Below are 13635 nucleotides of genomic sequence, written 5' to 3'. Positions count from 1 at the left end.
GGCCGCACCGATGCCAACGTAATCTTTTCGTTACGAAAATCCTGCCTTTAGCCTGCCCAATCGCCGCATTCAGCGCTGCGCAACCTCACAATCCGGGGTATCCATTGTCCAACATAACAATGACAGCCCCAGCAGGAGGCAGCGATGAAGAGTACGCAGTATGTGGCTCGGCAGCCGGATGAAAGCGGTTTTATCCACTACGGCGAAGCCGAGCATCAGGTGTGGAATACCCTGATCACCCGGCAACTCAAGGTGATCGACGGACGTGCCTGCCAGGAGTACCTGGACGGCATCGAGCAACTCGGCCTGCCCCATGAGCGTATTCCCCAACTCGATGAAGTGAATCGGGTGTTGCAGGGTGCTACCGGCTGGCGCGTCGCCCGGGTGCCGGCGCTGATCCCGTTCCAGACCTTTTTCGAGCTGCTGGCCAGTCAGCAATTCCCGGTGGCCACTTTTATCCGCAGCCCCGAGGAACTGGACTACCTGCAGGAGCCGGACATCTTTCACGAGATTTTCGGTCACTGTCCGTTGCTGACCAACCCCTGGTTCGCCGAGTTCACCCACACCTATGGCAAGCTCGGCCTCAAGGCAACGAAGGAGGAGCGGGTGTACCTGGCCCGCCTGTACTGGCTGACCATCGAGTTCGGCCTGGTCGACACCAGCCAGGGTCGCAGGATCTATGGCGGCGGCATCCTCTCCTCGCCGAAGGAAACCGTCTACAGTCTGTCCGGGGAACCCGAGCACCTGCCATTCGACCCGATCGAGGCCATGCGCACGCCTTACCGCATCGACATCCTGCAACCGCTGTACTACGTCTTGCCGGAACTCAAGCATCTGTTCGAACTGGCGCACCAGGACATCATGGGCATGGTCCATCAGGCCATGCAGATGGGCCTGCACGCACCGAAGTTTCCGCCGAAAGCTGCCTGATCCGTGTGTAGGGCGGACTCAGGAGCGAAGCGAACAGTCCGCCTCTCAGTCACCTACATTCAACAATAAACGGCGTACTGCTTCGCGAGCGATTCGCCGCCCGGTACGCCCTACGCCTATTCACTCGTTCTGGAGAACCCCCATGAGCCTTGCCCAAGCCAAATGCGAAGCCTGTAGCGCCGATGCGCCGAAAGTATCCGATGAAGAGCTCGCCGAGCTGATCCGCGAGATCCCCGACTGGAACATCGAAACCCGTGACGGCCATATGGAGCTGGAGAAAGTTTTCCTGTTCCGCACCTTCAAACACGCCCTGGCCTTCACCAACGCGGTCGGCGCCATCGCCGAGGAAGTCGGCCACCACCCGGCCCTGCTCACCGAGTGGGGCAAGGTCACCGTCACCTGGTGGAGCCATGAGATGGGCGGCCTGCACCGCAACGACTTCATCATGGCCGCACGTACCGACGAGGTGGCGAAAACCGCGGAGGGCCGCAAGTGAGTCATTTCGCCCCGATTGCCAGGGTGCCCGGCGACCCGATTCTCGGCCTGATGGGGGCCTATCGCAGCGACCGCAACCCGGCCAAACTCGATCTTGGCGTGGGTGTGTACAAGGACGCCCAGGGCCTGACGCCGATTCCGCGAGCGGTCAAGCTGGCTGAGCAGCGCCTGGTCGACAGCGAGACCACTAAAAGCTATATCGGCGGCCACGGCGATGCCTTGTTTTGCAGCCACCTGGCCAGGCTGGTACTCGGCGCCGACAGCCCCTTGCTCGCCGAGCAGCGCGCGGCCGCCAGCCAGACCCCCGGCGGCACCGGCGCCCTGCGCCTGGCTGGCGATTTCATCCACCACTGCCTGCCCGGCCGCGGCATCTGGTTGAGCGACCCAACCTGGCCGATCCATGAAACCATCTTTGCCGAGGCCGGGCTGCGCGTTGGCCATTACCCCTATGTTGGTGCCGACAACCGGCTCAACGTCGAGGCAATGATCGCCGCACTCAGCCACCTGCCCCGGGGCGACGTGGTGCTGCTGCACGCCTGCTGCCATAACCCCACCGGTTTCGACCTGACTCAAGACGACTGGCGCCGCGTGCTGGACGTGGTCAAGGCGCGCGAGCTGCTGCCGCTGATCGACTTCGCCTACCAGGGCTTCGGCGCCGGCCTGGAACAGGATGCCTGGGCCGTGCGCCTGTTCGCCAGCGAGTTGCCCGAACTGCTGATTACCAGCTCCTGCTCGAAGAACTTCGGCCTCTACCGCGAGCGCACCGGCGCCCTGATTGTCTGCACCAGCGAGGCGGAAAAACTGCTGGATGTGCGCAGCCAACTGGCCTCCATCGCCCGCAACCTGTGGTCGACGCCTCCGGCCCACGGCGCGGCCGTGGTCGCCACTATCCTCGACGACGGCGAACTCAGAAAGCTGTGGAGCGATGAACTGGAGGCCATGCGCCAACGGGTCGCCGGCCTGCGCCTGGGTCTGGTCGAGGCCTTGCGCCCCTATGGCCTGGCCGAGCGCTTTGCGCATATCGCCGAGCAACGCGGAATGTTCTCCTACACCGGTTTGTCGCCCCAACAGGTGCAGCGTCTGCGTGCGGAACACAGTGTGTATATGGTCGGCAGCGGCCGGGCCAACGTTGCCGGCCTGGATAGCGAACGGCTGGATGCCTTGGCACAGGCAATCGCCCGAGTTTGCTCAAGCTAATGGCTCGATGCCGCCGGCATGATGGCGAAGCGGTTACCCTGCGGTAGCCTCCTCGCTGCGAACATAGTTACGATCCTGACCAGTTCCGCTGCCTTGCTACTCAGGCCGGCGTAGGCATCACGCGAGCGGAGCCTATAGTTGTATAGTTTGCCCCCCCTTGGTCAGCACGAGAAAACCTGTGGTCCACCCCGCCAACCTGCTCTTTCGCACCTACCACCGCGTCACTCACAGCATGGCGTTCTTTCCCACGCTGATAGCCGTGGGTTTCTTGCTGCTGTGCATAGTGAACATGGCCATCGAGTACCAGCCCTGGCTGATGGCGCTCAAACAGCGGTTCGACTTTGGCCTGGTGCGTAACCCCGACAATGCCCGGTTGATTCTTGGCACCCTGGTCGGCGGCATCCTGTCATTGATGGTGTTCAGCTTTTCGATGGTCATGGTGGTACTCAATAACGCCTCCGCGTCCCTATCGCCACGGGTAATCCCAGGCCTGATCAGCAGCAAGAGTCACCAGAAGACCCTGGGGGTTTACCTCGGAACCATCCTCTACGCACTGCTGTTGATCACCACCATCGAGCAGACCGAGCAACATCAGGCCCCCAGCCTTGGCGTGCTGATTACGCTGGGGCTGGCTATCGCCTGCCTGGGTCTGTTCGTGCACTTCATCCGTTCCATCTCGCAATCGATCCAGGTCGAATACATCCTCAACAACCTCTACGCCACCACGCTTGCGAAGCTCACCAGCCGCGTGGAACTGCTCGATGGCAACGAGGAGCCTTCCTGGCCGGCAGACCAGGGGTGGGTGGTAGTCAATGCGCAACGCAGCGGTTATTTCAAGACGCTCAATACCCACACACTCAACCGGCTGCTGGTAGACAATGACCTGCGCATGACAGTACTGATCCATCGCGGATTTTTCGTCATGCCCGGCCACCCGCTGCTCAAACTCGAGCGCAAAGTTGACGACGAACTGTGCCAGCAACTGCTCGATTGCTTCGACTTCTTCGTCGAGCAATACGCCAGCGCGCATTATGTATTTGGCTGCCAGCAAATTTCCGAAATTGCGGTGAAAGCCCTGAGCCCCGGCATCAACGACCCAGGCACCGCAATCACCGCTATCGACATGCTCAGCGTGCTGTTCTCCAAGCGCCTGCAGTTGCCCGACCTGGACTCCGCGCCGCTGGCGGGCGAAGCCCCCCGTGTATTTTTCTTCGAACTATCGCTGGACCAACTACTCCAGCAGATTTTCGGCCCAATACGCACCTATGGCAGAAGCGATCCGCAGGTACTGACCAACCTGCTAGAAGCGTTCAAGAACCTGATGTTTCAAAACCCTCGCCCCCATCACCAAGCCGAGCTGATCACCCACGCACGCAGTGTCGTGGAAACAGCCGACCGGCATATTGCCATTCGACGCGACCGCGAGGAGTTGAATGACATGATCGAACGCTTCAACAAGGTAGCCGGGCTCTCACCGCCAGCGCTCGAGCTGCTGCAGCTCGAGCAGCAATGAGAGGCTGTGAAAAAACGCTCGCCTACGACGACCGCTCCCTGGCTCCCGCTACTGACATTGCGCCACGCGAAAAACAGGGTCATTTAGCTCACTAAACTCCGCCGTTTTTCACGTAGCGCGCCGTGCCGCGAACGCATGGAGACGATCTCGCGATGGCGCTCGATATTTTCACAGCTTCCGAGCAGAGTGCGCACCGGAATGGTGCGAACTCTATCAATAGCAAAACAAGAAACCGTCCATCAGACTATTTTTCATATATAAATCAAATGATTAACAACACGCTCTAAATATCATGGCGCGATTCCTGCTTGCTATCAGAGCCATAGTCCCCTAGGGTAGTTCGCCATGTGGTCCCTGATTGCCCCTATCAGCTCATTGCTCGGTGGGGTTGCTTTACTCCTCCTCGGCAATGGCCTGCTCAACACCCTACTGACCCTGCGTGGCGTCGCCGAAGGCTACTCCACCGGGATGCTCGGACTGATCATGTCCGGGTACTTCGTCGGTTTTCTCCTTGGCACCTGGCTGGCGATTCCGCTGGTTCGTCGCGTTGGGCACATCCGCGCGTTTGCCTTTTGTGCCGCCTTGGCAGCCATCACCGCACTGCTCCACGTTCTGATCATCGACCCGTGGGTCTGGCTGGGTTTGCGCGTGCTCTATGGCCTGGCCTTGGTCAGCCTGTACATGGTGATCGAGAGCTGGCTCAACGCCCGGGCACCCAATGACAAACGCGGCCAGGTGTTCGCCATGTACATGGCGGTCAACCTCGGCGCCCTGGCAGCGGCGCAGCAGTTGCTCAATCTGGCCGACCCCAGCGATTTCGTGCTGTTCGTCCTCGCGGCGATGCTGATCAGCGCGGCGCTGATGCCGATCGCCCTGACCCGACAGCCGCAGCCCAGCGTGCCGGAAACCCTGCACACCAACCTGCGCCAGCTGGCCGGCATTGCTCCGCTGGCCATTGCCGCCGCCGGCCTGTCCGGCCTGGCCCTGGGCGCGTTCTGGGGCATGGCGCCGGTGTATGCCAGCCTCAGCGGTTTCGACGCCACCGGCGTTGGTCTGTTGATGAGCGGCGCGATTCTCGGCGGCGCCCTGCTGCAGTGGCCAATCGGCATTTACTCCGACAAGCATGACCGGCGCCTGGTGCTGTTCTGGGTGGTGGCGCTGTCGGTGGTGGTGGCCCTGCTGATGAGCGTGCTGCCCACCGGACGCCTGCTGCTCGCGGCGATCTTCGTCTGGGGCGGCTTGGCCTTCGCCATTTACCCGATTGCCGTGGCGCAGTTGATCGACCAGTTGCACAGCGATGAAATTCTCGCCGGTTCCAGCAGTCTACTGATGGTTAATGGTATCGGTTCTGTATGTGGCCCATTGCTGGCAGGCTTGCTCATGCAGCATCTGGGTGCCCAGGCGTTGCCACTGTACTTTGCGGCGACCCTCGGTTTGCTCGCCGCTTATACCTTCTACCGCTTGCGCCACGTCAGCGACCTGGTCAGCGAGCCGCATGGGCACTTCATGCCGATGCTCCGCACCAGCCATACCGTGCTGGAGTTGATGCCCGATGCCCCCCCATCGGACGACATCGACGAGGAAGTGGTAACCGAATCAGCGCAAGAGCCGAACGAACGATCTGCTCCTGCATAACAGAAGAGGCGACCGCTGCGAAGCGAGTCCGCCCGACACTTAGCACGTCGGCCCATGTCGGCGCGTCAACTGCATAAGGAGACTGCGCATGTTACTTGCCACCGATCTCGATGGAACCTTTCTCTCCGGCGATCCAGAAGATCGCCTAAGCCTCTACCAGACCATCGCCGCCCACCCGGAAATCCGCCTGGCCTATGTCACCGGCCGCAGCCTGGAGTCGGTACTGCCACTGCTGGCCGACCCGACCCTGCCACAGCCGGACTACATCATCTCCGACGTCGGCGCCAGCTTCACCCACGGCGACACCCTGCAGCCGATCCAGTCGTTGCAAAGCAAGGTCGATGCGCTCTGGCCCGGCGAAAGCCAGGTCGCCAGCGCCATCGAAGGCTTCGACCTGGAGCGCCAGGACGTGCCGCAGATGCGCCGCTGCTCCTACTTCTGCACCCCCGAGCAAGCCGCCAACCCGGCCCTGCTTGCAGCCGCCCAAGCGCTCGGCTGCGACCTGCTCTATTCCGCCGACCGCTACTTGGATTTTCTGCCCCATGGCGTCAACAAGGGCAGCAGCCTGCAAGCCCTGGCTGACTGGCTGGAGCTGGACAATGACCAGGTGCTGGCTGCTGGCCACTCCCTCAACGACCTGAGCATGCTCGATGGCACCTTCAATAGTGTCTGCGTCGGCAACTCGGAAGCCGGCTTGCTGCAAGCCACCGAGCAGTCCTCGCGCACCTTGCATGCCAGCCGCGCGGGTTGCGGCGGGATTCTCCAGGCGTTCGCCCACTTCGGCTTTCTCGGCGAGCACGGCATCGCCGCCGAACGGCGGATCGCCGCCGAACCCGGCAAATCGGAGCTGGTGATGGTCTACCACCGCCTGCCCTATGAAGAACATCGGGTCGACGGCAAGCTGCAACGCCGCCGCCCGACCTCGCCGAACGGCATCATCCCGACCCTGCTGAGTTTCTTCGGCGACGGCCGCCCCGGTTCCTGGGTCGCCTGGGCGGTGCATGAAGACGGCGACGAGCCGTTCGACGTCCACACCACCGTGGACGCCGAACGCTATCCCAAGCTCAAGGCCGCGCGGGTCAAGCTGAGCAAGGAAGAAGTCGACATCTTCTACAAGCGCTTCTCCAAGGAGGCCTTCTGGCCGACCCTGCACACCTTCTGGGAGCGCGCCACCTTTAACGAAGACGACTGGCAGGTGTTCCTCAAGGTCAACCGCGCCTTCGCCGAACGCACCGCCCTGGAAGCCGCCGAAGGCGCCATCGTCTGGCTGCATGACTACAACCTGTGGATGGTTCCCGGCTATCTGCGCGAGTTGCGCCCGGACCTGCGCATCGCCTTCTTCCACCACACCTATTTCCCCTCGGCGGATGTGTTCAACGTGCTGCCCTGGCGCCGGCAGATCATCGGTAGCCTGCTGCAATGCGACTACATCGGTTTTCATATCCCGCGCCAGGTGGAAAACTTCGTCGACGTGGCACGCGGCGTGACGCCGCTGCAAACCGTCAGCCGGCAGAATTGCGCACCGCGCTTCATCACCTATGGCTGCGCCGTGGGCCTGGAGCGCATGACCACCGCGGTAGACACCGGCAGCCGGATCGTCAAACTCGGCGCCCACCCGGTCGGTCTGGACATCGGCCGGATCAGCAGCGCCCTGGACCAACCGAAGATCCAGGAACTGATGGCCGACCTGCGCAAGGAGCTTAGCGGGCTGAAACTGATCCTCTCGGTGGAACGCCTCGACTACACCAAGGGCATCCTGGAAAAACTCCAGGCCTTCGAGCGCCTGCTGGAGGACAACCCGGAGCTGCTCGGCAAAGTCACCCTGGTCAGTATCTGCGTACCGGCCGCCAGCGAAATGACCATCTACGACGAACTGCAAGCGCAGATCGAACAAGCCGTTGGCCGCATCAACGGCCGCTTCGCCCGCATCGGCTGGACCCCGGTGCAGTTCTTCTTCCGTGCCTTCCCCTTCGAGCAGGTGGTGGCCTGGTACGCTATGGCCGACGTGATGTGGATCACCCCGCTGCGCGACGGTCTCAACCTGGTGGCCAAGGAGTTCGTCGCCGTCCAGGGCCTGCTCGAAGGCCCGGGTGTGCTGGTACTCTCGGAGTTTGCCGGTGCCGCCGCCGAACTCAAGGGCGCGCTGCTGACCAACCCGCACGACACCGCGGACCTGGCCAGCACCTGCTACCTGGCGCTGAACATGCCCAAGACCGAAGCTCAGGCCCGGCTGCGCGAGCTGTTCGACATCGTCAGCTACAACGACATCCGTCGCTGGGGTGATGAATTCCTCGCCGGAGTAGCCGAGCCCGCCCCGGAGCAACAGGCGCAAACGACCCTGACCCTGGTCAGCTAAGGCGAGCGCGGTAAAGCCGGCATGGGGCTATCCACGGTGCGCACGGCGCACCCTACGGGTATTCGATCCGTAGGGTGCGCGGGGCCGCCTAGGCCGTGCGCACCAGGCAACCGCAACGGGCTCAACCCATCTGGCTGTCCACCGCGCAGTTGATCATCCAGGACACACCGAAGCGGTCGGTGAACATGGCGAAGAGCGTGGCCCAGAAGGTCTGTTGCAGTTCCATCTGCACCGAGCCCTGGGCAGACAACGCGGCGTACAGGCGCTCGGCCTCGGGCACGTTGTCCACCTGCAGCGAGATCGAACAGCCCTTGATGCCCTCGTACGGAGACTGCGGCAGGGTGTCGGAGGCCATCAGCAACTGGTCGCCCACCGTCAGGCAGACATGCATGATGCGCTGCTGGAACTCCGCCGAAACCCCCATATCCTCAGGGCTATCGGCGTAACGCATCATCTCCAGGGTGCCACCCAGGCACTCGGCGTAGAAGTTGAACGCGGCCTCGCACTGGCCGTCGAACATCAGGTAGGCATGGATCTTCATAAGAACTCTCCTTGGCAGTTACGAAAAAACTCTCAGTCTTCAGAATCGATGCGCGCGCGGATACGGGCTTCCTGCTCGCGCAACTCGGGGGTGAATTCCGCGCCGAAATCTTCGGCTTCGAATATCTGACGAATCTCGATCTCCGACTCGCCTGGCATCGGGTTGGGGCAGCGCTTGACCCACTCGATGCACGCTTGCAATGAAGCTACCTGGAAGATCCAGAAACCGGCGATCAGTTCCTTGGTTTCACTGAAAGGGCCGTCGGTCACGCTGCGCTGGTCGCCGGAGAATTTCACCCGCACGCCCTTGGCGCTTGGATGCAGGCCCTCGCCGGCGAGCATCACGCCGGCCTCGGCCAGTTCTTCGTTGTAGCGACCCATGGCCGCCAGTAGCTCCTCGCTGGGCATCACTCCGGCTTCGGAATCTGCGGTTGCCTTGACTATCACCATAAAACGCATTGTCGTATCTCCTCGCAGGGGCAAAGCCACGCGACCGGTGGCGTGGCGTCTGCCCAGTAGTCGAACGCCTCATGCGCGAATCGACAGACTGCCCCGACTTTTTTTGCCCCGCTACCTGGCTTGCCAGGGCCCGTCGGCGCCTTCAAGCGGACTTCTTGAGGATGGCCGCGGCAATATGCGCCGGCGCCTCGGCGTAGCGGGCGAACTCCATGGAAAAGCTGGCGCGGCCCTGGGACATCGAACGCACATCGGTGGCGTAGCCAAACATCTCGCCCAACGGCACTTCGGCGCGCACGATGCGCCCCGTCACGGCCTCCTCGGTGCCGTGGATCAGGCCGCGGCGGCGATTGAGGTCGCCCATGATGTCGCCCATATATTCCTCGGGCGTGACCACCTCGAGACGCATCACCGGCTCCAGCAGCACTGCCCCGCCCTGCTGCGACAACTGCCGGGTGGCCATGGACGCGGCAACCTTGTAGGCCAGTTCGCTGGAATCGACGTCATGGGTGGAGCCGTCGAACACCGCCGCCTTGAGGCCGAGTAACGGATAACCGGCGAGCACGCCGTTCTTCATCTGTTCCTCGATGCCCTTCTGGATCGCCGGAATGTATTCGCGCGGGATCGCCCCGCCGACGATCTCGTTGCTGAACTGCAACCCCTCCTGCCCTTCGTCGGCCGGCGCGAAGCGGATCCAGCAGTGGCCATACTGGCCGTGCCCGCCGGTTTGGCGGACGAACTTGCCCTCGATCTCGCAGGTATTGCGGATGGTCTCGCGATAGGCCACCTGCGGCTTGCCGGTGTTGGCCTCGACGCCGAACTCGCGGCGCAGGCGGTCGACAATGATGTCAAGGTGCAGCTCGCCCATGCCGGAGATGATGGTCTGGGTGGTTTCCTCATCGGTGCGCACCCGGAACGAGGGATCTTCCTGGGCCAGCCGGCCCAGGGCGACGCCCATCTTCTCCTGGTCGGCCTTGGTCTTGGGCTCCACGGCGATAGAGATCACCGGCTCGGGGAAGTCCATGCGTTCGAGCACGATCGGTTTGTTCAGGTCGCACAGGGTATCGCCGGTGGTGACGTCCTTCATGCCGATCAGCGCGGCGATGTCGCCGGCGCACACCGCCTTGATCTCGGCGCGGTGGTTGGCATGCATCTGCACCATGCGGCCGACCCGCTCCTTCTTGCCCTTGACCGAATTGAGCACCGCATCGCCGGAGTTGAGCACCCCGGAATACACCCGAATAAAGGTCAGGGTACCGACGAAGGGGTCGCTGGCGATCTTGAACGCCAGCGCCGCGAAGGGCTCGTCGTCATCGGCATGACGCTCGTCTTCACGCTCCGGGTGGTCCGGGTGGGTGCCGCGGATCGCGGGGACCTCGCTGGGCGCCGGCAACAGCTCGACCACCGCATCGAGCATCAGCGGCACGCCCTTGTTCTTGAACGCCGAGCCGCACACCGCCGGCACCACCTCGCAGGACAGGGTACGCAGGCGCACGCCGTTCTTGATCTCGTCCTCCGACAGCTCGCCCCCCTCCAGGTACTTGTCGAGCAGTTCTTCGCTGGCCTCGGCGGCGACCTCGATCAGGTTGGCGCGCCAGTGTTGCGCCTGCTCCAGCAGCTCGGCCGGAATCTCCTCCTCGCGGCCGTTCATGCCCTGGTCCTCGGCGCTCCAGTAGATGGCCTTCATGCGGATCAGGTCGATCTGCCCGCGGAATTCTTCCTCCTGGCCGATCGGCAACTGGATCGGTACCGGCGTATGGCCCAGGCGCTGCTTGATCTGCGCGACCACGCGGAGAAAGTCGGCGCCGGCCCGATCCATCTTGTTGATGAACGCGATGCGCGGCACCCGGTACTTGTCGGCCTGGCGCCAGACCGTCTCCGACTGCGGTTCGACCCCGTCGGCGCCACTGAACACCACCACCGCGCCGTCCAGCACGCGCAGCGAACGCTCCACCTCGATGGTGAAGTCGACGTGGCCGGGGGTGTCGATGATATTGATCCGGTAGCTGTCCAGCTGCTTGCGCGAGCCGGTCCAGAACGCCGTGGTCGCCGCCGAGGTGATGGTGATGCCGCGCTCCTGCTCCTGCGCCATCCAGTCCATGGTCGCGGCGCCATCATGCACCTCGCCCATCTTGTAGTTGACCCCGGTGTAGAACAGGATCCGCTCGGTGGTGGTGGTCTTGCCGGCATCCACGTGCGCCACTATGCCGATATTGCGGTAATGGCTGATGGATGTAGTGCGAGCCATGACGATCACCTCCATGACTGGCTAAACGACGCGCAGGAAGTAGAACCACGCGGGCCGGCGCAACACCCGCCGCCCACATGTCAACGCTAGCACCCCTGCAAACCTCTGCAGGCGCGATGCACCGCCGCCTATCGGGAGAGCAGTCAGCAAACCACTCCAGCGCCGGCTAATAGCCACCACCACCATAGGAACGCCGCTGTTTGCCGTACTTCTTGCTCAGCCCCGGTGGCAACTGCTTGCCCCCCCTGTTCCAGCCGCCATCATGGCGGTCGGACCAGTACCAGCCATCATGGTCGTGCCAGCGATAATAGACCCGATCCCGGTAATACAGATGCGGCCAGCCGAGCACCACATAGACGTCGAGATCGGGATCCCAGCGCCACTCGACCTGGGGTGGCGGGGCGTAGTGCGGAGGGGGCGCGTACCCGCGGTCCCCATCGACATGCAGGGTGCAGGCGGCCAGTGGCAGCACCAGCCCCAGGTACAACAGATAGCGCAGCTTCATCGCAAGACCCTCTTGCAGGCTATACCTGTCAGATTAGACCCGGGTGGGCGTGGGCGGTTTCCGGGTGACATGGACACGCCGATGGCCTCGCCTCGTTTGTCCTCTGCGCCCGGCGGCAAAGGCCGCTCGGGCAGTCATGGCTGGCGGCAGGGGCGCGGAAAAAGAAGACCCGCGGCCACCTCCACGACCAGGGGGCCTCACATCCTTGCGGCAGATGACTATATTTCAGCTATTGCTGCATCACCCGCAGCTAGGAAAAGAATGAATTGCGCCTGCGCTGCCCGCTACGATACCCGGCAAAAAACCTGGCCGAACTGGATTGCATCATCTGGTTCACTAATGCCTTGAATGCCTGAAAGAAGCGGTTTCTTCCTGTCCCGAATCGGCCAGAAGCGGCCCATGGACATGCTGTGGCCTCGTCAGTAATGTGCGCATCATCGCGTACGTCTCATCAAGGAATACCAATGGCCGTGACGTTCTCCGACGAAGTAATGCGCGTGATGGGCTTCCGTGAGTTCGCCGTGGGCGAGAGCGTGGCTGCCGCGTTTTCCAGTGTCACCGTGTATGAAGCCAGAGGCATCGCTCTTGCAACAGGAACCACTCACGTTACCGCAGGTACTGTTGCGAGCGTCGCCTACCGGCTGGCCGCTAGTCCGGGCGTCAACGAAGGATGCTTGGCCCTACTCAACGACACCTTCGCAGAGAACGAAGAGGAGTGGAGGGCCGAAACAAAGTGCCAAGGCCCGTTCGTATTGGTTCAAGTTGGACCAACCGCCGAGCACACGTGCAGCAATGGTCTACTAAAGGCGGAAGCCGACGGCAGCACGACGACTTTTGATTGCTTCCCTGCCGTACGCGCGGAACTTGCTCAACTGGAAGCGCGAGCCCTGCCCGCAATCCTTTCAGCACTTACTTGCACGCTCAACGAGGGCGGTAAGTTCGTCGCTCTCCGCAAAGTCGCGCGCGCCACCGCCGGCCGTACAAGCACTGGCTTAGTGGTGCGCGACATTCGCATCGAGCTCCGGGCAGAGGCGTACACGTCCTACAACCTGCCGCTCGCGGGACTGATGCAAAAGCTAGAAGCGGTGACAAGCCTTGCCCCAACTCTCAACCCAAAGGCCTCTCGGTTCTTCGCTCTCGGCCTTGGAGAAGACGATCAACTCAAGAAATTTCTCTACTTCTTTCTAGCGCTTGAGGTGGAGACACACGCAGCCTTCGGACGAATCGATCATGAAGCAGGCATCAAGAAATTGACCAGCACCACGACGTCACAGCGAGAATCGACAGTCCGCCTCCTGCGGACACAGGCAGATCAGTTGCGGAACCTCTATGACCGGTTCGTATGGTGTGCCGCCTGTACCTGGACGAACCTCCCGGAAGCTGACGTAGTGCAGTTCAAAGAGCTTAAGAAGGCGCGAGACGACATCGCCCATGGCTCCACTTCAGAACCACCGGCGGGCTTTGCCAGATCAGCGGAACTATTGGCTCGGAAGATACTGTGGCCAGCGAGCTAGCGACGCCTAACATTCGAGAGGGACGCGCCAGAAGCGGCGCGCCCCTCAACTTTACGTTAGTCAGCTTCGGGTCGGCTCCGGTCGTTCATGACGGGCAGCTACCGACCGATTCTGTTGAAAAAGTCGGATTTTCTAGATCGCCTGAACTCAGGCACGGCCATCAGCGGAAAACCTACTCACCACATTGAGTGGTTTTTCGGTTCTTCGTTGACCTTTGTAGCTTTGTTATTGGGTTAATTTGAGGTT

The 13635-nt window shown here is 62.2% G+C and carries 11 protein-coding genes; 7 read left to right on the top strand and 4 right to left on the bottom strand.

What is annotated here, in order from left to right; genetic code table 11:
- Positions 1-144 precede the first annotated feature (144 nt).
- From phhA to ggpS, 6 genes are all read left to right on the top strand, one after another.
- A complete protein-coding gene (gene phhA, locus R3355_RS19880) occupies positions 145-930 on the top strand; it encodes a phenylalanine 4-monooxygenase (RefSeq protein ID WP_318962732.1) in 786 nt (261 codons plus the stop codon).
- 142 nt (positions 931-1072) lie between these two features.
- On the top strand, positions 1073-1426 hold the full coding sequence (locus tag R3355_RS19875; RefSeq protein ID WP_318962731.1) for a 4a-hydroxytetrahydrobiopterin dehydratase: 354 nt from the start codon (positions 1073-1075) through the stop codon (positions 1424-1426).
- Positions 1423-2622 (top strand): amino acid aminotransferase, encoded by a 1200-nt coding sequence (locus R3355_RS19870; protein WP_318962730.1) that lies wholly within the window; start codon positions 1423-1425, stop codon positions 2620-2622. Before R3355_RS19875 ends, R3355_RS19870 begins: the two co-directional genes overlap by 4 nt.
- 178 nt (positions 2623-2800) lie before the next feature.
- Positions 2801-4135 carry a DUF2254 domain-containing protein gene (locus tag R3355_RS19865; RefSeq protein WP_318962728.1) on the top strand — a complete coding sequence of 445 codons (1335 nt, stop codon included), beginning with the start codon at positions 2801-2803 and terminating at the stop codon, positions 4133-4135.
- 345 nt (positions 4136-4480) lie between these two features.
- Positions 4481-5770 (top strand): MFS transporter, encoded by a 1290-nt coding sequence (locus tag R3355_RS19860; RefSeq protein WP_318962727.1) that lies wholly within the window; start codon positions 4481-4483, stop codon positions 5768-5770.
- A gap of 88 nt (positions 5771-5858) precedes the next feature.
- Positions 5859-8126, top strand: a complete 2268-nt coding sequence (ggpS, locus tag R3355_RS19855) for a glucosylglycerol-phosphate synthase (RefSeq protein ID WP_318962725.1) — start codon at positions 5859-5861, stop codon at positions 8124-8126.
- A 121-nt stretch (positions 8127-8247) separates the two neighbouring features.
- Here ggpS and R3355_RS19850 read toward each other — a convergent pair whose 3' ends face one another.
- The 4 genes from R3355_RS19850 to R3355_RS19835 form a co-directional block, all read right to left on the bottom strand.
- The gene (locus R3355_RS19850; protein ID WP_318962724.1) at positions 8248-8667 is read right to left on the bottom strand and encodes a VOC family protein; all 420 of its coding nucleotides are present in this window, start codon (positions 8665-8667) and stop codon (positions 8248-8250) included.
- A 32-nt stretch (positions 8668-8699) separates the two neighbouring features.
- Positions 8700-9125: a YciI family protein gene (locus R3355_RS19845; protein WP_318947082.1), complete on the bottom strand. Its 426-nt coding sequence runs from the start codon at positions 9123-9125 to the stop codon at positions 8700-8702.
- A 142-nt stretch (positions 9126-9267) separates the two neighbouring features.
- The gene (gene fusA / locus R3355_RS19840; protein WP_318962722.1) at positions 9268-11370 is read right to left on the bottom strand and encodes an elongation factor G; all 2103 of its coding nucleotides are present in this window, start codon (positions 11368-11370) and stop codon (positions 9268-9270) included.
- 166 nt (positions 11371-11536) lie between these two features.
- On the bottom strand, positions 11537-11875 hold the full coding sequence (locus R3355_RS19835) for a hypothetical protein (protein WP_318947084.1): 339 nt from the start codon (positions 11873-11875) through the stop codon (positions 11537-11539).
- Between the two features lie 464 nt (positions 11876-12339).
- Between R3355_RS19835 and R3355_RS19830 the strand changes: the two genes are divergently transcribed.
- Complete coding sequence (locus R3355_RS19830) at positions 12340-13389, top strand: hypothetical protein (RefSeq protein ID WP_318962721.1); 1050 nt, start codon at positions 12340-12342, stop codon at positions 13387-13389.
- Positions 13390-13635: the final 246 nt, after the last annotated feature.

The organism is Pseudomonas sp. (assembly GCF_033723075.1).
GTDB lineage: Bacteria > Pseudomonadota > Gammaproteobacteria > Pseudomonadales > Pseudomonadaceae > Aquipseudomonas.
The sequence above is the reverse complement of the archived record's forward strand: the minus strand, read 5'-3'. Positions and strand labels throughout refer to the sequence as shown.